At 64.1% G+C, this 17403-nt stretch carries 15 protein-coding genes; 5 read left to right on the top strand and 10 right to left on the bottom strand.

Features of this window, described 5'->3' with window-relative positions; genetic code table 11:
* The first annotated feature begins 45 nt into the window (after window positions 1-45).
* Window positions 46-729: a ComEA family DNA-binding protein gene (locus tag IGS55_RS05795; RefSeq protein WP_230515451.1), complete on the top strand. Its 684-nt coding sequence runs from the start codon at window positions 46-48 to the stop codon at window positions 727-729.
* A gap of 94 nt (window positions 730-823) precedes the next feature.
* Here IGS55_RS05795 and IGS55_RS05790 read toward each other — a convergent pair whose 3' ends face one another.
* A complete protein-coding gene (locus IGS55_RS05790; protein WP_230515450.1) occupies window positions 824-2389 on the bottom strand; it encodes a phospholipase D family protein in 1566 nt (521 codons plus the stop codon).
* 200 nt (window positions 2390-2589) lie between these two features.
* Between IGS55_RS05790 and IGS55_RS05785 the strand changes: the two genes are divergently transcribed.
* Window positions 2590-3945, top strand: coding sequence for a M20/M25/M40 family metallo-hydrolase (locus IGS55_RS05785; RefSeq protein WP_230537164.1), 1356 nt, complete (start codon window positions 2590-2592; stop codon window positions 3943-3945).
* Here the strand turns inward: IGS55_RS05785 and IGS55_RS05780 are convergent, their stop codons facing one another.
* Window positions 3946-5700: an FAD-dependent oxidoreductase gene (locus IGS55_RS05780; protein WP_230515448.1), complete on the bottom strand. Its 1755-nt coding sequence runs from the start codon at window positions 5698-5700 to the stop codon at window positions 3946-3948.
* Window positions 5701-5952: 252 nt separating this feature from the next.
* On the opposite strand from IGS55_RS05780, the gene cysM reads away from it, so the two are divergent.
* Window positions 5953-6855: a cysteine synthase CysM gene (cysM, locus tag IGS55_RS05775; RefSeq protein ID WP_128140242.1), complete on the top strand. Its 903-nt coding sequence runs from the start codon at window positions 5953-5955 to the stop codon at window positions 6853-6855.
* An 88-nt stretch (window positions 6856-6943) separates the two neighbouring features.
* On the opposite strand, the gene IGS55_RS05770 is transcribed toward cysM, so the two are convergent.
* From IGS55_RS05770 to IGS55_RS05750, 5 genes are all read right to left on the bottom strand, one after another.
* Window positions 6944-7276 carry a hypothetical protein gene (locus IGS55_RS05770; RefSeq protein WP_034751784.1) on the bottom strand — a complete coding sequence of 111 codons (333 nt, stop codon included), beginning with the start codon at window positions 7274-7276 and terminating at the stop codon, window positions 6944-6946.
* Window positions 7277-7714: 438 nt separating this feature from the next.
* Entirely contained in the window at window positions 7715-8878 is a 1164-nt protein-coding gene (gene mltB, locus IGS55_RS05765) for a lytic murein transglycosylase B (protein WP_442908145.1), read from the bottom strand.
* The gene (locus IGS55_RS05760) at window positions 8869-10890 is read right to left on the bottom strand and encodes a transglutaminase TgpA family protein (protein WP_230515446.1); all 2022 of its coding nucleotides are present in this window, start codon (window positions 10888-10890) and stop codon (window positions 8869-8871) included. The genes mltB and IGS55_RS05760 overlap by 10 nt, the downstream gene beginning before the upstream one ends.
* Window positions 10887-11906 (bottom strand): DUF58 domain-containing protein, encoded by a 1020-nt coding sequence (locus IGS55_RS05755; RefSeq protein WP_230515445.1) that lies wholly within the window; start codon window positions 11904-11906, stop codon window positions 10887-10889. The genes IGS55_RS05760 and IGS55_RS05755 overlap by 4 nt, the downstream gene beginning before the upstream one ends.
* A gap of 5 nt (window positions 11907-11911) precedes the next feature.
* Window positions 11912-12820 (bottom strand): AAA family ATPase, encoded by a 909-nt coding sequence (locus IGS55_RS05750; protein ID WP_230515444.1) that lies wholly within the window; start codon window positions 12818-12820, stop codon window positions 11912-11914.
* A 211-nt stretch (window positions 12821-13031) separates the two neighbouring features.
* On the opposite strand from IGS55_RS05750, the gene IGS55_RS05745 reads away from it, so the two are divergent.
* Window positions 13032-13958 (top strand): histone deacetylase family protein, encoded by a 927-nt coding sequence (locus IGS55_RS05745; protein ID WP_070303957.1) that lies wholly within the window; start codon window positions 13032-13034, stop codon window positions 13956-13958.
* A 12-nt stretch (window positions 13959-13970) separates the two neighbouring features.
* Here the strand turns inward: IGS55_RS05745 and IGS55_RS05740 are convergent, their stop codons facing one another.
* Entirely contained in the window at window positions 13971-14297 is a 327-nt protein-coding gene (locus IGS55_RS05740; RefSeq protein WP_230515443.1) for a hypothetical protein, read from the bottom strand.
* A gap of 162 nt (window positions 14298-14459) precedes the next feature.
* Entirely contained in the window at window positions 14460-15245 is a 786-nt protein-coding gene (locus tag IGS55_RS05735) for a hypothetical protein (RefSeq protein WP_230515442.1), read from the bottom strand.
* 201 nt (window positions 15246-15446) lie between these two features.
* Between IGS55_RS05735 and ylqF the strand changes: the two genes are divergently transcribed.
* Window positions 15447-16394, top strand: a complete 948-nt coding sequence (gene ylqF, locus IGS55_RS05730; protein ID WP_071650173.1) for a ribosome biogenesis GTPase YlqF — start codon at window positions 15447-15449, stop codon at window positions 16392-16394.
* A gap of 112 nt (window positions 16395-16506) precedes the next feature.
* Here ylqF and IGS55_RS05725 read toward each other — a convergent pair whose 3' ends face one another.
* On the bottom strand, window positions 16507-17325 hold the full coding sequence (locus tag IGS55_RS05725; protein WP_230515441.1) for a DODA-type extradiol aromatic ring-opening family dioxygenase: 819 nt from the start codon (window positions 17323-17325) through the stop codon (window positions 16507-16509).
* Window positions 17326-17403: the final 78 nt, after the last annotated feature.

The following is a 17403-nucleotide window of genomic DNA, read 5'->3' as shown; positions in this document are numbered from 1 at the left end:
CCTTGCGTTCGAGTCATCTTGAAACCACACCACGGAGAGATACCCATGTTCAAAAAAATACTGCTGGCCATTGCCACCTTGATTGCGACGATGGGCTTTGCCTTTGCCCAGGTTGATGTCAACAAGGCGGACCAGGCGGCACTCGACAGCGTCAAGGGCATCGGCCCCGTCACGTCGAAAGCCATCATCGATGAACGTGCCAAGGGCGGCGCCTTCAAGGATTGGGCCGATTTCGAAAGCCGCGTGAAGGGCATCGGCCCGAAAAGTTCCGTGAAGCTGTCGGAAGCGGGCCTGCAGGTGAATGGCCAGTACATGTCCGGCGCGCCAGCGGCGCCCGCTCCGGCGGCGAAAGCTGCCCCGGCAAAAAAGGACGCTGCTGTGAAGGAAGTTGCAGCGAAAGAAGCCGCACCGAAGCCAGCTGCTGCGACCGACACCGCTGCGGCGCCAGCCAAGACAGCCGCTGAAACGAAGAAAGAAGCTGCTGCTGCGAAGAAAGAAGCCAAGGCCGCCGCCGCCGCCGCGAAAAAAGAAGCCGCCGCCGCCAAGGTCGTCCCTGCCGCCGCCACTGCGCCAGCCGCCGCCGATGCCGCTCCCGTGAAAACGGCTGCCGAAGCGAAGAAGGAAGCTGCTGCTGCCAAGAAAGAAGCCAAGGCTGCTGCCGCTGCCGCGAAGAAGGAAGCCAAGCTGGCTGCCGCCGAGGCGAAGAAAGCGGAAGCCGAGAAAAAATAAGCGTTTTGTCGTAAAGCGTGTTGCGTGGTGGTGCCGCGCAGCACGAGAAGAAAACCCCGCGTGGTACCGGCCGCGCGGGGTTTTTTTTATACACCTACAGCTGCGACTCGATCGGCAGCCAGCGCATCACGGACACCAGCAGGCGGCGCCAGAAGCCTGACTCCGGATCGTGCGTCCACACTTTGGCGGGCTCTTCGGTGGCGTCGGACCAGCGCAGGGCGCCGTTGTCGAGGAACAATCGATAGCTGGTGTCGCTCGCCGTCGAATGCAGGAACAGCGTGCGCATGTCGGCCGCCAGCGCGGCATCGTCGAACAGCACGCCCATTTCCGTGTTGAGCTGGGCCGAGCGCGGGTCGAGATTGAAGGAGCCGACGAAGCCCCGCTGGCCGTCGACCACCACGGCCTTGGTATGCAGGCTGGCGCGGCTTGAGCCCATCAGGCTGATGCGCTTGCGGTGCTGGGTCTTCAATTCAAACAGGCCGACGCCGCCGCCCAGCAGCATCTGGCGGTAGCGCGCATAGCCCGCATGCACGAGGGCCACGTCGGTGGCGGCCAGCGAGTTGGTCAGTACCTGGACCTTGACGCCGGCCGCGACCTTGCCGGCCAGCATCGTGCTCAGCTCCGCGCCGGGCACGAAATAGGGTGAGGTCAGCAGTGCTTCCTCGCGCGCGTCCGTCAGCAGGGGCAGCAAGCTGTGCATGAGCCAGTGCTCGCTGCGCTGCAAACTGGCCACGGGAGCGGCTTTTTCCGGCGGGTCCGACAATACTTGCACTTGGGTACTCCAGTGCAGGCGCACGCGGCCATCGAGGTGGGCCTGCAGCTGGCCCGCATCGGTCAGCTGGCGCAGGTAGGGAGAAGCGCCCAGTTCGCCCGTGAGCGCGTCGAGGCGGGCGCGCACAGCCTGCAGTTCAGCCGCACCCGCGTCCTTGCTCTCGTGCAAGGCGCCGATGGGGATGACGGTGCGGCTGTTCCAGAAGCGGTCGAAGATGTCGCTCGTCTGCCGCACGGCGGGCCCCACCAGCAGCAAGTCGGCATCCTGGAAATTGACTTGTTCGGCGGCATCGAAGTATTCATCGCCGATATTGCGCCCGCCGACGAGGGCCACCCTGCCGTCGACGATCCAGGCCTTGTTGTGCATGCGCCGGTTCAGGCTGACGGCGCGCAAGGCCATTTCCACGGCACGCATCCAGATGCCGTCGCGGTTGCGGCCTGGATTGAAGATGCGCACGTCGATCAGCGGATGGCTGTCGAGCGCGAGGATGGCCGCGTCCTGGCCCCGTGCGTTGATATCGTCGAGCAATACGCGCACGCGCACGCCGCGGTCGGCCGCGCGCAGCAGTTCGCGCACCAGCAGGCGTCCCGTGACGTCGTTATGCCAGATGTAATATTGCAGATCGAGGCTGCGGCCCGCTTCGCGCGCGCTCAGGGCGCGCAGGGCGAACGCTTCCAGATTGTCGTCGATCAGGGCCGTGCCGCTGTGGCCCGGGCGCTGCGCCAGCTGCGGCGCCAGCACGCGGTCGAGCAGGGTGGCATCGATCGCCACGGGCAAGGCTGTGCCCGGCGCGCCCAGCGAACGTTCGGCGAAGCGCCCGTAGCTGTACAGGGCGGCGATGCTGAGCACGGCAAACAAGGTGGCCAGCAGCAGCAATTTGACGAGCATGCGGCGCACCGTCAGCGGACCGCGCGCAGGCTGCGGCGTGCGGAGTGAAGGGTGGTCAGGCGCATGCGGTGTCTTTCGTGAGCGGGGCAACAGCCGATTGTAGCAGTTTCTATAACGCACGATTTTCATCCAGGAACATCCTTGCCTGCCGTCAAAAATGCGAGAATGGCCAGCTCAATCAATCATCGGGGGAAGCACGCATGGGACGGATTTTGACGGCAATGACGGCAGCCCTGCTGTCGGCGGGCGCGGCGGCGGCGCCGGGCGCCGAACCGGCCCAGCAGCAGATACGGCAGGTGGTGGCCGATATTTCGCCGCAGCGCATCGAGGCGCATGTGCGCAAGCTCGTGGGCTTCCAGACGCGCCACACGATGTCCGATACCGTGTCCGACACGCGCGGCATCGGCGCGGCCAGGCGCTGGATCAAGGCCGAGCTCGAGCGCTGTGGCGCGCAGGCGGGCGGACGGCTGCAGGTGGCGTTCGACAGTCATATCGCGCCCGTGTCGAAACGCATTGCGCGGCCGACGGAAATTGTCAACGTGGTCGCGACCTTGCCCGGCAGCCAGCCGCAGTCGGCCGGACGCATCTATGTCGTCAGCGGTCATTACGACTCGCGCGCCACCGACGTGATGGATGCGCAGAGCGACGCGCCCGGTGCCAACGATGACGCATCCGGTACGGCGGCCGTGATCGAGATGGCTTGCGCGATGGCGCGCTACCGCTTCGACGCCAGCATCGTCTTCATGGCCGTGGCGGCCGAGGAACAGGGGTTGCTGGGTTCCGGCCATTGGGCGCAGCAGGCGAAGTTGAACAAGCTCAACATCGCCGGCATGCTCAACAACGACATCATCGGCAGTTCGCGCGCGGAAGACGGCACCGTCGATGGCGGCCAGGTGCGCCTGTTTGCCGAGGGCATCCCGGCCGTGAAGGAGATGAGCGACGGCGTGCGCGCCCTGGTGGCGACGGGCGGCGAAAACGATTCGATTTCGCGCCAGCTGGCGCGCCATGTGAAACAGGTGGGCGAGCGCTATGTGCCCGGCTTTACGGTCAACGTCATCCAGCGCGCCGACCGCTACCTGCGCGGCGGCGACCATATGCCCTTCCTCGCGCAAGGCTATGCGGCGCTGCGTTTCACGGAACCGCACGAGGATTTTGCCCATCAGCATCAGGATGTGCGCGTGGAGAACGGCGTGCAGTACGGCGACTTGCCGCAATTCGTCGACTATGACTACGTGGCGAAAGTGGCGCGCGTGAATGCGGCGGCGCTCGCGTCACTGGCCCTGGCGCCGGCCGCGCCCGCCGGCGTGCAGGTGCGCACTGCCCAGCTGGAAAACGCCACCTCACTGGTCTGGCAGCCGAATACGGAACCGGACCTGGCCGGCTACCGCATCGTCTGGCGCGCCACGACGGCCGAGCAGTGGCAGGGCGCGCAGGACGTGGGCAATGTCACCGAGTCCAAGGTGAAGCTGTCGAAAGACAACTATTTCTTTGGCGTCCAGGCCATCGACCGCGACGGCAATGTCAGCGTGGCAACGTATCCCATGCCCTTGCGCTGATCAGGAACCGACGGGCTGGCGCGCAAGAAAGCCGTGAATCTGGGAAACGACGGCCGCGCCTTCACCGACGGCGGCGGCCACGCGCTTGGTGGAACCGGCCCGCACGTCGCCGATGGCAAACACGCCCGGTACGCTCGTTTCCAGCGCGGCCCGGTCGGGCAAGTCAGGTGGATACACAGTATGGCCATGGGCGCGGCATTCTGCGCGCGTGACGTCGAAGCCCGTGCGGATAAAGCCCTGTTCGTCGACAGCCACGGCGCAGTCGTGCAGCCAGTCCGTGTTCGGATCCGCGCCAACAAACAGGAAGACGCGGCGCACGGCGCAATCGCACTCCTTGCCCGTCTGGTTGTTGCGCCAGCGCACTTCCGTCAAACCATCGTCGTCGCCTTCGAGGGCGATGATTTCCGTGTGCGTGTGCAAGATGATGTTGGGCGTGGCGGCGATGCGCTCGATCAGGTAGCTCGACATGCTGGCCGCCAGACCTTCGCCGCGGATCACCATATGGACCTTTGCTGCGTGGCCGGATAGAAACACGGCCGCCTGGCCGGCCGAATTGCCGCCGCCGACGAGGATGATCTCTTCCTGCCGGCATAGCTTGGCTTCGATGGGCGAGGCCCAGTAATACACGCCCCGTCCTTCATACGTTTTCAGGTTGGCCAGCGAGGGGCGGCGATAGCGCGCGCCGCACGACAGCACCACGGTGCGGGCGCGCACCTGCGTGCCGTCGCACAGATTGACGCGCAGGGGCCAGGTGTCGCACAGCAAGTTGGCGGCGCTGGCCGGCGTGGCGATCTCGACGCCGAACTTTTGCGCCTGCACATAGGCGCGTCCCGCCAGCGCGCGGCCGGAGATGCCGGTGGGAAACCCCAGGTAATTTTCGATGCGCGCGCTGGCGCCCGCCTGGCCGCCGTACGCGCGCTGCTCGAGCGTCAGGACCGATAAACCTTCGGAGGCCGCATACACGGCCGTGGCCAGGCCGGCCGGTCCGGCGCCCACCACCAGCACGTCGAAGATCTTGTCGCCGGACAAATCGGGCAGCATGCCCAGACAGCGTCCCAGTTCCGCATTGCCGGGATTTTTCATGATCTTGCCGTCAGGGCAGATGACCAGCGGCCATTCCTGCGGCGTGGGCTGGTAGCGCTCGGCCAGCGCGGCGGCGGCCGCATCCGTGGCTGGATCGAGCACCGTGTGCGGGTGGCCATTGCTCGACAGAAAACTTTGCAGGTGGAACAGATTACCATTGCCGCGCGGTCCCACCAGTACGGGGCCGCCTGAATTCGATTCGATCAGCGCCACGCGGCGCAGGATCAGGGCGCGCACGATGCGTTCGCCCATTTCCGCTTCCGCGACGATCAGTGCGCGCAGAGATTCCGAACTGATGTCGAGCAATTCCACGTCACCGACGGCGCTGCCGTTGACGAGGGTGGGGCGGCCCGACAATTGCGCCACCTCGGCAATGAAGTGACCAACGCCCACTTCGCGCAGCACGGACGCCTGTCCCAGCACTTCATGGCGCTTGATGCTGACCCGTCCGGACAGTATGACCAGCATGCCGAAGCTGCTGCTGCCTGCCTCGAACAGCGTCTCGCCATCGGCAAAGTGATGGCGCGTGCCATAACGCTGCAAGCGCTGCAGTTCGAGCCCATTGAAGACGGGTGAAATCTGGTGGCTGCGGCCGTGCAAGTCGAGCGTGGGGAACTGGACGGGATCGTCCTGCGTCGTTTCGGGAATGAATTCGGGTGTGCTGCTGGCCATGGCGAGTCCGTTCGGAGACTGAATAAGCAAATAACAAAAATAACTAACAGTGACGAGTCTAGCGCATGCTGCGCGCGCCTGCCGCAATATCCCTTGTGCACGCCCGGAAATGGCAGCGCGGCGGGCGCCATGCGGCCGGTGGCGGCGCAGCCGGACGCGCAAACGGGCCCGGCTACGGCCACCGATCAGCGATACGCGGGCCAGCATCTCATATTAGAATGGGTCTTTGTTGACTCCACTCAAACAGACACGATGGCTTACAAGACACTTGAAGATACGATAGGCAATACCCCGCTGGTGCAGCTGACGCGCTTGCCGGGCGCCGATGCGCTTGCGCGCAACAACGTCATCCTGGGCAAGCTGGAGGGTAATAATCCGGCAGGTTCCGTGAAGGACCGCGCGGCCATGTCCATGCTCAAGCGCGCTGAAGAGCGCGGCGTCATCAAGCCTGGCGATACCCTGATCGAGGCGACCAGCGGCAATACGGGCATCGCGCTGGCCATGGCCGCTGCCTTGCGCGGCTACAAGATGCTGCTCTTGATGCCCGACAACCTGAGTGTGGAGCGCCGCCAGAGCATGGCCGCCTACGGCGCCGATATCTTATTGACGCCGAGGACGGGCGGCATGGAATATGCGCGCGACCTGGCCGAACAGATGCAGAAGGATGGCCGCGGCGTGATCCTTGACCAGTTCGCCAACGAAGACAATTCGCGCGCCCACTATGAAAGCACGGGCCCGGAAATCTGGCGCGACACGGAAGGCCGGGTCACGCATTTCGTCAGCGCCATGGGCACGACGGGCACCATCATGGGTGTGTCGCGCTACTTGAAGGAACAGAATCCCGCCATCCAGATCATCGGCGCCCAGCCCGAGGAAGGTTCGCAGATTCCCGGTATCCGCAAATGGCCGGAAGCGTACTTGCCGAAAATCTACGACAAGTCGCGCGTGGACCAGGTGGAATACGTGAGCCAGGGCGTGGCCGAGCGCATGGCGCGCAGCCTGGCGGCGGAAGAGGGCTTGTTCTGCGGCATCTCGGCAGCCGGCGCGTGCGAAATCGCGCTGCGCATCTCGCAAACGGTGGAAAACGCGACGATCGTGTTCGTCGTGTGCGACCGCGGCGACCGCTATCTCTCGACCGGCGTGTTTCCTGCTTGATAGTTTAATGTCGGCCAGAACGGCCTGAGAACTGCTGGAAATACCCCCTCCCCATGGCGGGGAGGGAAAACCTGCAAAACTGGCAGGATCAGCCTTGTGGCGTTTCGCCTTCTTTTGGCTTGAATTGCTTGTCGCTGATACGGAATTTGTTACGACGGTCACCCATCAGGTAACGCAGGTCGCGGATGCTCAGGTCGCTGACTTCGTGCATGCGGATCAGCAGCGATGCGCCGACCGGCAGGCGGTGATGGCGGATTTTGCTGATGACCGGTGGCGCCACTTCCAGCGCGCGGGACAAGGCTGCGTCGTTTTTCAGGCGCAGGTTTTCGATCAGGGTATCGAGCAGTCTGTTTGGGTTGTACTGAAGCAGATCGTCGGAGTCCGAATCGCTGTTCATATCAATGCCGACTTGGTTTGTCATGATGTTATTGTTCCTTCTGTAGTTGCACTGCAAAGTAAAAAACACTCGGAGCTCGCTCTTGCTGCGTTCATGTTCATTCTTTACTAAAAGGAACGAATTCACACACGGTACGATCCGGGATACAGTTTTTCATGATATATACACAATTGTACAACAGGATTCAGTTTCAGGCTGGAAAGCCCGGTAATCTTGCGTGGTACAGAATGGGTGTTGTCTAGCTGCAACACCTATTTATTCTTTATTATGCTCTATGATAGAACAAAAATTGTACTTTGACAAAAGTTAAGTATAAAACCATTACTGCATTCCGTGCCGCACAAAGGCTGGCGAGCGAGGCTGGCACATGTTATCGGCCCTACCATAGACCTGTTTGCTGGTCGATTCAATATCCCTTACGCTTTCTTACAAGTAATATTATAACTTTACACTGACTTTCGGTTAGCGTGCGCGCACTTGACTGATGGCTTTGCCCAAATCAATCACGGACATGGCATAAAAATAACTTCTGTTGTACTGAGTTATAGCAAAGAAGTTATTGGTTGCCAAGTGATACTCAGTTGCTTCGGAACCATTTTGCAAGTCGATCAGGCCGAACAACATGTTCTGAGGCGTGAACGGGGCGGCTGTCACGCCGGCTTCCTGTAATTCTCCCAGCCGGTACTTGGCTTGCAAGCCCTGGCCGATGAATTTTTCCCACGCGCGGCTGGCCGAGACGGTGACGGGATAGGTGCTGACGGCCGGGTCATCGCGGCGCCAGCCGTGCTCGACGAGGAAGTGCGCGACGCTGCCGATGGCGTCGGATGTGGAGTTGCGCAGGTCGATATGGCTATCGCCATCGAAATCCACCGCATATTTCATGATGCTGCTCGGCATGAACTGTGGCAGGCCGATGGCGCCCGCATACGAGCCGAGCAGGGTCAAGGGATCGATGCCATCCTTGCGCGCGTACAGCAGCGCGTTTTCCAGCTCTCCCTTGAAAAATTCCATGCGCGCGGCGCGGGTCGGGCTTTCCGGATAGGAAAACGCGAGGGTCGTCAGCGCGTCGAGCACGCGGAAACGGCCCGTGTTGCGTCCGTACACGGTTTCCACGCCGATGATGCCGACGATGATCTCGGCCGGCACGCCATATTCGCGTTCGGCGCGTGCCAGCGCTTCCGCGTTCTCTTCCCAGAATTTCACGCCCGCATTGATGCGCACCGGTTCGATGAAGCGGGCGCTGTACGCTTGCCAGTTCTTCGGCTTGCCTGGCGGCGCGGGCTTCATCAGTTGCACGGTCGACTCGACATAGCGGACCTTGCCGATCAGGGTGTTGAGTTCGGCGCGGTCAAAGCCGTGTTTGGCGGACATGTCGTCGAGGAAGGCGCGGACTTCTTTCCAGTTGGCATAGTCGACAAATTCGCCTTCGAAGTCGAATTTCGCCGGTGCCTTTTTTGCTGCTGCCTTGGCGGGCGGCGCCTTGGCCGCGCGCACGGCGCGGGCGCGGTCGGCAGCGGAAATATTGCTGTTTTCGCCGGCGTGCGCGGTGGCCAGGCACAGGGGAAGGGAGAGGAGCAGGGACAGGGCGGGGTATTTGATCGGTAACAAGGAGCGTCTCATCGGCATTGGGTTAACAGGCGGCGCAAGTGGCGCCGCGCGCGGAGTTGTTCGTCTGGGCTGGCATTACCATACTTCATCGCGGCATAGATTGCCAGAAACTGTGCGATGGCGGCATGCATCTCGGGCGTAGTCTTGCCCGATGCCAACCGGGCAGCATAACCGTGCGGGCCTTCGTGCGGCGCACGGCTGTAGCCGCGCCGCGCCTGTAAATGGCAAAACTGCGCATACAGAGCGTCAAGCGGATCGCCTTGCCGCGCCTGCCGCCACCAGACCAGTGCGCCTGCCACGGCGGACAGCAGGGCCAGCACGGCGCACGCGAGTGCCAGCTTTTTCGCCGGCACGTTTTTCAAGCCATCGAGCATGGCGCGCTGACGCTGCGGCGTGGTGTCGAGCACCCAGCTGCTCCAGGCGTGCTCGGCCTGTTGCCATTGCTGGCGCCACGCGGCAACCGCCCCCGGCGCGCCGCCATCGAGACCGGCCAGGGCGCGCCACGCCGTCAGCGGCGACGGGGCTGGCGGCAAGGCGGCATCGAGGTTGCGCTGCGTGCGCAGGGGCGCGATGGCGCTGGTGGGATCGATGCGCACCCAGCCCCGGCCGGCCAGCCACACTTCGCTCCAGGCATGGGCGTCGGACTGGCGCACGGCCAGGCTGTTGTCCGTACCGTTGCGCAGACCGCCCTGGTAACCGGTGACGACGCGCGCGGGTATCCCCATGGCGCGCATCAGCACGACAAAGCTGCCCGCGTAATGTTCGCAAAACCCCGCCTGCGTGCCAAACAGGAAGTCGTCGACGCCATGCTTGCCCAGCAGCGGTGGCTGCAGGGTGTAGCGGAACGGTGCGCGGCGAAAGTGCTCAAGCACGACGGCAATGGCGTTGGCCGGCGCCAGCGCCTGCGCGCCATGGCCGCGCAGGGCACGGACCCAGGCCACGCTGCGCGGGTTGCTGCCAGCGGGCAAGGCCAGCCATGGCTGCTGCTGTTCTGGCGACAGGTTTGCCTGCAGCCGGTAGCGGAGCTGGGAACTGACGCGGTAACGCACGGTCGAAGTAATAGGCTGTATGGTCAGCACTTCCAGCGCGGACGACACGACGTACGGGTTGCCGGGCAGGCGTTCGATGCTGCGCGGCACGTCGAGCGCGAAGATGCGCCGCTGGCCGCTCGCTTGCAAACTGACTTCGTAGCGGCTGGGCTGGCCTTCCAGCGCGATGTCTATCCGGCTGTCGCTGGCAGGCGCGCGCCCCTTCGCGCCCCGCCGCGTCCAGGTGGTGCCGTCGAAGTCGCCCAGCACGACGCCGCGCCAATACAGCTGGTCTTGCGGCGGGAGCGGTGTGGAAAATCGCGCCGTGAAGACGGGTTCGCTTGACAGGGCCAGCGAGGCGATGGCGCCCGGTTGCATGCTGTCGGACAAGCCCGTGCGCGCCTGCGCGCCGTCCGATGCGGCGCCCCACAAGGGGCCGTCCACGCGTGGCAGGGCAAGAAACATCAGGGCCGACAGGGGGATGGCCAGCGCCAGCATGCGTCCCAGCAAGCCCAGCCTTTGTGCCAGGCGCGGCTGCACGGCGCCGTACTGGGCCGACAGCAGGGCGGCCAGCAGGACGATAACGGTGGCCAGCATCCAGGCGGCGCTGAGGATGTCTTGCGCATGAAAGAAGTTCGCCAGCAGGAGGAAAAAACTGAGGAAGACAAAGACGAAAATGTCGCGCCGGCCATGCATTTCCAGCGATTTCAAGGACAGCAGCAGGGCCAGCATGGCCACGCCGGGATCGCGTCCCAGCACGGTGCCATAGCTGGCGTAGACGCCGGCGATGCCCAGCAAGGCCAGCGGCGCGAGCAGGATCAGCTGCGGCTGGCGGTTGCCCCGCATGGTGATGACGGCGCGCCACAGCAGGAGCGCGGCAGCGGCGGCCGACAGCCACGGGGGCAGGTGCAGCGCGTGCGGCGCGAGCACCATGGCGGCGGCCAGCAACAGCAGCACGATGTCGGCCTTGTCACGCGGCAAGCTGCTCAGCCAGGCCTTCATGGCGTTGCCTGCGCTGGCGGCAAATCGTGCGGTGAACCGTGTGGCGAACCGTGCAGGGCCAATGCGCGCAGGCAGGTGTCGCGGTGGCTGGCGCCCAGGGCCGGCGCGACAGTCAGCGGGCCCAGGCGCAGGCCGTACGGCAAGCCTGAGTGTTCCGCCTGCAGCACCCAGGCGGCCAGGCGCGACAAACGCGCTTCCGGCGCCAGCGCGTGCAGGGCGGCATGCTCGAGCATGACGCTGCCATGGGCTGCGTCCTTTGGCGTGTCGGCGGCAGGCTGGAACTGCTTGCTGAATACATGCTCGCCGTCGTGGCGGGCGATCTGGCGCCAGGCCAGGCGGTGCAAGGGATCGCCTGGCTGGTAGGCGCGCACGCCGGCCAGTTCCAGCGCGCCATCGGGCAAGTCTGGCGAATCTGGCGAGCTTGGCCTCTGTGCTTGCCGTACCGTGCCGGCAGGCAAGGGCAGCGGCGGCGCATTGTGTTCGGGCTGCGGATACACGAGCACGCGCGCTTCGGGTTGCCAGTGGCACCAGGCAAGGAACAGGCCGAGCGGAAAACTGCCGGACAGGCGCACGGCCGGGGCAATCAGCCATCCCCGCTGCGGCGCGGCCACGACGATGTTGACGGCCGTTTCACCGTGGGCGGCGATGTCGACCAGGCCGGGCGCTGCCGCCGATCCGCTGATGGCCACGTGGATCGCATGGCGCGGGCGCGCGCTGCGGTTGATCAGGCGCAAGGTGAACGTGGCGTGACTGCCCGCGAACGCGGGCTTGCCCGGCGTGGCGGCCAGCGCCAGGCCCGCCAGGTTGCGGCTGGCAAATAGCATATCGGCGATGGCGCAGGCGGCCGCGAAATACGTGAGCGCATAGCCCAGGCCCAGGCGGTAATTGACGGCGGCGATCCACAGCGCCAGCAGCAGCGCGGCAAACGCCAGGCCCGCGCCCGAGGGACGGATGTGCACGCGCTGCGCGCCCAGCCAAGGGCGCGGCGGCAGCCATTGGATAGTGCGCCAGCGCATGCCGGTCAGACGGGAATACTCAACAGCATGTGCTGCAGCAGCGCGCGGCTATCGGCGGACCCTTGCGCCGCATGCAGACGGTGGGCGCAGACGGGCAACAGCACGGCTTGCACATCGTCGGGCGTGACGTGGTCGCGTCCGGCCAACGCTGCCCAGGCGCGCGCCGCCCGCAGCAGGGCCAGCGCGGCGCGCGGGCTCAGGCCATCTGCAAACACGCCCGGCGCGCGCGTGGCATGCACGAGGGCCAGCACGTAGTCGACGACGGCAGGTGACGCGTGGATGGCGCGCAGGCCCGCTTGCGCCTGCAGCAATTCTTCCGCGTTCATGACTGCCGGCAAGGTTTGCAGCATGGCGCGGCGGTCGGCGCCCATCAGCAGCGCCCGTTCCGCGGCCGCATCGGGGTAGCCCAGGGTCACGCACATGAGAAAGCGGTCGAGCTGCGATTCCGGCAAGGGGAAGGTGCCCAGCTGGTGCGCGCAGTTCTGCGTGGCGATGACGAAAAACGGCTGCGGCAGCGCGTGCGTGACGCCATCGAGCGTCACTTGCCGCTCTTCCATCGCTTCGAGCAAGCCCGATTGCGTCTTCGGCGTGGCGCGGTTGATCTCGTCGGCCAGCAGCACTTGCGTGAACAGGGGACCAGGATGAAAGATGAAGCTGCCACTGCCCCGGTCATACACGCTCATGCCGGCCACGTCGGCGGGCAGCAGGTCGCTCGTGAATTGCTGGCGCTTCCATTGCAGTCCCAGCGAGATGGCCAGCGCGTGGGCCAAAGTCGTCTTGCCTACGCCGGGCACATCTTCGATCAGCAGATGGCCGCCGGCCAGCACGCAGGCGAGGGTCTGGCGGATCTGCAAGTGTTTGCCGACGAGAACTTCGCCGATCTGCTGTGCGGCCTGGTGTATTTTCGAAAACATGCTATTTCTATCACAGTAAGACGGATTATTTAATTTACAATCGCTTTGGCCAGGTCAAGCCGTGCCGCCCGCCCGTGCCGTGCACGTGGTAGATTAGTGCAGTAGCGGCACAGACCGGCCAGTGATTTTATGCGAGAACGCGCAGGGCGAACAGGAATGCCATGCAGTGTTCCCGGAGAATGGACAGAGACAGAGGTAACCAGTACAGCGCATGAGCACAGCCATTTATACCCATCCCGATTGCCAGCGCCATGAAATGGGCGACTGGCACCCAGAATCGCCGGCCCGCTTGCAGGCCATCAATGACCAATTGATACTCGCGCACATCAGCGACCTGGTCGAGCACCGCGACGGCGTGCGTGCGCAATTGTCCGATATCGAGCGCAACCACAGCGCCACGGCCATCGGCCTTGTGCGCGACAATGTGCCGCAGGAGGGTGACTATTATCCGCTTGACGGCGACACCCTGCTCAACGCGCACAGCTACGAGGCGGCGCTGGCCGCCGCCGGCTCGGCCGTGGCGGCCACGGACGCCGTCATCGATGGCGAGATCAGCAACGCGTTCTGCGCGATCCGCCCGCCCGGCCACCACGCGCGGCCCAGCGAGCCCATGGGTTTTTGCCTGTTCAATAATGTCGCCATCGCCGCCAAGCATGCGCTCGACGTGCGGGGGCTCGAACGGGTCGCCATCGTCGACTTCGACGTGCACCATGGCAATGGCACGGCCGAGTCCGTGGCAAATGATCCGCGCATCCTGATGGTGAGTTTTTTCCAGCACCCGTTTTATCCGTACAGCGACGTGGAATCGTATACCGACACGCGCGTCAACGTGCCCGTGCCGGCCCGCTCGAAGGGCGACGCCGTGCGCCAGTTGGTGCTCGATCACTGGCTGCCCGCGCTGCACCGCCAGCAGCCGCAGATGATTTTCATCTCCGCCGGTTTCGATGCCCACCGCGAAGACGACGTGGGCGGCATGGGCCTGGTGGAGGCCGACTATACGTGGATGACGCAGCAGATGATGGCCGTGGCCAGCCAGTATGGCAAAGGCCGTATCGTCAGCTGCCTCGAAGGGGGCTACAACCTGTCGTCGCTGGGCCGCAGCGTGGCGGCGCACGTGAAGGCGCTGGCGGAACTGTAAGGGCCCCGCGCACTACAGCAAGGTGGGGCGGCTGCTGGAATTTGTGTGGCGGTGCGTCTGGTAGTCGAGCGCGTCGCCGGCCATGAAGCGGTGCCAGGCTTGCGTGTAGACGAGCGACGATTTATCCGCATCAAAACTGTCGAGCTGCAACATGTCGCGGTGGTGCTTGATTTCATTGACCAGTTGGTCATACAGCATTTGCAAGCCATAGCTGTCGGCGCTCTGGCGTTTCAGGCGCTCTTCCAGTTGCGCCACTTGCTGCTGCAACTGCCGGCTTTCTTTCTTCCAGTCATTGCGCGGCGCGCGCTCGGGCGCCTTGCCAGTGTGTTCCGTCATCATATCAAACTATCCCGATCGCCTATCTCCCTGCATCTGGCGGGAGCCAGCCTGGAAAATTATTGCTTTTCATTTAAGAGGCGATATTAGAGCACACTTTTTTATTACTCTCAGTAAATAAAAGAATCCATGCGGAAATACTTGACCTGGTTTCCAGCGTGGATATCACTGGCGCAGTGCCCCTCCGGGAACGGCTTGCGCCATGTTGCCGTCATCGGCATACGTGAGGGTCAGCAGGGTGTTGTCGTCCCAGCTTACGTCATGCAGCGGCGGCACATAGCGCTGGCGGTCTTCCGTGATGCGGATGTCCAGCGTGCGCTCGCCCGAGCGCGCCTGCACGGCAAGCAGCTTGCGGAACACGGGATACGGCACGTGGATCAGCGACGAGTGGCACGGTCCGCCGGCCATGCGGAACAGGTTGCGCCGGACGAAGGACAGCTGGTCCTGCTCGACGGCCCAGCGTATTTCGCATTCCAGGCGCAAGTCGCCCAGGCGGCGCACGTTCGCGGGCAGACCCGGCGTGTGGATGTCGGCGCGCCAGCGCAGGGTGTCGCGCTTCTTGTTACTGATCAGGTCGGCATTCGCGTCATAGGCGGTCTTGTCGCGCGTCAAGGTGAAGCCGCCGTCCGCCGCCAGCGGCACGGGGATCGACAGATTGTCGGCCGACAGGTGCAAGGTCACGCCATCGAGCCTGGCCTTCGGCGTGGCGGGGATCAGCATGAAGCGCAGCGGCGCGCCCGGCGCCAGGCGCTGGTGGTCGGCATACGCGTCAAGTCCCTTGAGCATGGTGCGGTAGGGGCGCAGGTCGGGATCGCGTGTGCCTTGCACATCGACAATCGGCTGCATTTCCTGGTGCACTGCATCGCCCGGCGCCGCCGCTTGTTCCTGGGCCATGGCGGGCAAGAGGCAGGCGCAAAAGGGGGCGAGGAGGAAAAAACGGGGAAGATGCATGGAATGCGTGCCAGGTAGAACTTGCAATGGGGAAACCGGCCAGGCTGGACGGACTGCGGATCTTATCATTCGAGTAACTGCCAAATTATCACCAATTGTCTCGTTCGCGTCGCACGGCTGGCGCCGGCGGCGGAAAATGGGACGTCGTGGCGGCAACCACGTAAAATAGCGGATTGACTGAACGATTTTGAAAGCAAGAGCATGGCGATACAATGGTACCCAGGACACATGAACGCGGCCCGCAAGAAAGCGGCCGAAACCATGGAAAACACCGATCTGGTGATTGAAGTGGTGGACGCGCGCCTGCCGGCAGCCAGCTGCAATCCCATGGTGGACGAGCTGCGCCTGTTCCGCCAGCGCCCTTGCCTGAAAATCCTCAACAAGACCGACCTAGCCGACCCTGCCGCGACAGCCGCCTGGGTCGCGTATTTCAATGCCCAGGAAGGCGTGACCGCGTATGCGATGACGACCAAGAAGCCGGGCGACGTGGCGCGCATTCCGGACCTGGCCAAGTCGCTGGCGCCGCACCGCGGCGTGCCGACGAAGCCGCTGCGCATCATGATCATGGGCATCCCCAACGTGGGCAAGTCGACCCTGATGAACGCGCTGCTGAAAAAGCGCGTGGCCAAGGTGGGCGACGAGCCGGCCGTGACGAAAATGCAGCAAAAGCTTTACCTGGACAAGAACACCATTCTCGTCGACACGCCCGGCATGCTGTGGCCGAAGATCGCCATCCCCAGCGACGGCCTGATGCTGGCCGCCAGCCACGCCATCGGCTCGAACGCGCTGATCGAAGAGGAAGTGGCCGTGTTCCTGGCCGAGGAGTTGCTCAAGCGCTACCCGGACTTGCTGGCAACCCGCTACGGTACCAAGATCGGTGAAGTCGACGCCATCGGCGTGGTCGAAGGCATCGCCGCCAAGCGCGGCTTCCGCATCAAGGGCGGCGACTACGATTTCGAGAAAGCGTCGCACACCTTGCTGCTCGATTACCGCAGCGGCATCCTGGGACGCATCTCGCTGGAAACGCCGGACACGCGCGCCGCCCTGATGGCCCAGCATGCGGCCGAGATGGCGGAAAAAGCGGCCAAGGCGGCCGAGATTGCTGCCGAGAAGGCGAAGAATGCGGCGCGGGGCAAGCGCGGGACGTAATGAACTAAAAGCCGCTTGTTAGCGGCTTTTTAAAATTATGGGGTCAGACCCACGGTGACGTTGGCGCTGAACCAGCCGTTAGCGGTGTTGAGGGTCTGACCCCGGCTCGTTGCTAATTTCCGCCAGTCGCTCCAAACCGGAAACTGGTCACCGCCAGCGCTCCAAAAAAATCCTCCTCGTGATACGCCACGTGTGCCGCTTCCTGCTCGGCCGCGCCGAGCGCCACCATCAGCGGCAGCAGATGGTCTTCCTGCGGATGGGCCTGGCGTGCGCCCGGTGCCTGGTCCCAGGCCAGCAGCTGCGCCAATCTCTGTTCCGGCGGCAAGGCCATCGTCTGACGCAGCCAGGCGTCGAACTGGTGCGAGGCGACGGCGCCCGCCTGGCCGAACTGGCGCAGGTTATGGTAGGACAGGCCGCTGCCCAGTATCAGCACGCCCTGGCGGCGCAGGCTGGCCAGCGCGCGGCCCACCTCGACGTGAGTGAGCGGGTCGTAGCCGTGTTTGAGCGACAGCTGCACCAGCGGCACGTCCGCCTGCGGGTAGATGGGAAAGAGGGCGCTGAAGGTGCCATGGTCGAAACCGCGCTCGTGGTCGAGGCGCGCCGGATGGCCGGCAGCGTCCAGCAACTGTTTTACCTGCGCCGCCAGCTCCGGCGCGCCGGGCGCCGGGTACTGGATTTGATAGGTGTGCGGCGGAAAGCCCGAATAGTCATAAATCATGCCCGGCCGGGGGCTGGCCGAGACGAGAAATTGCGGTCCTTCCCAGTGCGCCGTGACGACCAGCACGGCTTCCGGACGCGCGCCGATCTGGCGCGGGATATCCTGCAACGACGCTTCGAGCACGTCGTAGCGGCCGCCGAACTGGTCTTTCATGAACGGCCACGGGCCGCCGCCGTGCGACAGGAAATAAGTGGGGAAAGTGTGCTCTTGCATGGCGGCTCCGCAGTGGAATGGCTGATGCTATCGATGATAGTCATGCCCAGCCAGTTGATCAAGATCGCCATTATTGAT

This window comes from Janthinobacterium sp. EB271-G4-3-2 (genome assembly GCF_020858035.1).
Lineage (GTDB): Bacteria > Pseudomonadota > Gammaproteobacteria > Burkholderiales > Burkholderiaceae_D > Janthinobacterium > Janthinobacterium aestuarii.
Note: the sequence above shows the minus strand (reverse complement) of the source record. Positions and strands in the feature narration are given on the sequence as shown.

What these genes read in the sequence shown, in the direction of transcription:
- IGS55_RS05795 (WP_230515451.1), top strand. Translation starts at nt 46, where the DNA reads ATGTTCAAAAAAATACTGCTGGCCATTGCCACCTTGATTGCGACGATG.
- IGS55_RS05790 (WP_230515450.1), bottom strand. Translation starts at nt 2,389, where the DNA reads ATGCTCGTCAAATTGCTGCTGCTGGCCACCTTGTTTGCCGTGCTCAGC.
- IGS55_RS05785 (WP_230537164.1), top strand. Translation starts at nt 2,590, where the DNA reads ATGGGACGGATTTTGACGGCAATGACGGCAGCCCTGCTGTCGGCGGGC.
- IGS55_RS05780 (WP_230515448.1), bottom strand. Translation starts at nt 5,700, where the DNA reads ATGGCCAGCAGCACACCCGAATTCATTCCCGAAACGACGCAGGACGAT.
- cysM (WP_128140242.1), top strand. Translation starts at nt 5,953, where the DNA reads ATGGCTTACAAGACACTTGAAGATACGATAGGCAATACCCCGCTGGTG.
- IGS55_RS05770 (WP_034751784.1), bottom strand. Translation starts at nt 7,276, where the DNA reads ATGACAAACCAAGTCGGCATTGATATGAACAGCGATTCGGACTCCGAC.
- mltB (WP_442908145.1), bottom strand. Translation starts at nt 8,878, where the DNA reads ATGCCGATGAGACGCTCCTTGTTACCGATCAAATACCCCGCCCTGTCC.
- IGS55_RS05760 (WP_230515446.1), bottom strand. Translation starts at nt 10,890, where the DNA reads ATGAAGGCCTGGCTGAGCAGCTTGCCGCGTGACAAGGCCGACATCGTG.
- IGS55_RS05755 (WP_230515445.1), bottom strand. Translation starts at nt 11,906, where the DNA reads ATGCGCTGGCGCACTATCCAATGGCTGCCGCCGCGCCCTTGGCTGGGC.
- IGS55_RS05750 (WP_230515444.1), bottom strand. Translation starts at nt 12,820, where the DNA reads ATGTTTTCGAAAATACACCAGGCCGCACAGCAGATCGGCGAAGTTCTC.
- IGS55_RS05745 (WP_070303957.1), top strand. Translation starts at nt 13,032, where the DNA reads ATGAGCACAGCCATTTATACCCATCCCGATTGCCAGCGCCATGAAATG.
- IGS55_RS05740 (WP_230515443.1), bottom strand. Translation starts at nt 14,297, where the DNA reads ATGATGACGGAACACACTGGCAAGGCGCCCGAGCGCGCGCCGCGCAAT.
- IGS55_RS05735 (WP_230515442.1), bottom strand. Translation starts at nt 15,245, where the DNA reads ATGCATCTTCCCCGTTTTTTCCTCCTCGCCCCCTTTTGCGCCTGCCTC.
- ylqF (WP_071650173.1), top strand. Translation starts at nt 15,447, where the DNA reads ATGGCGATACAATGGTACCCAGGACACATGAACGCGGCCCGCAAGAAA.
- IGS55_RS05725 (WP_230515441.1), bottom strand. Translation starts at nt 17,325, where the DNA reads ATGCAAGAGCACACTTTCCCCACTTATTTCCTGTCGCACGGCGGCGGC.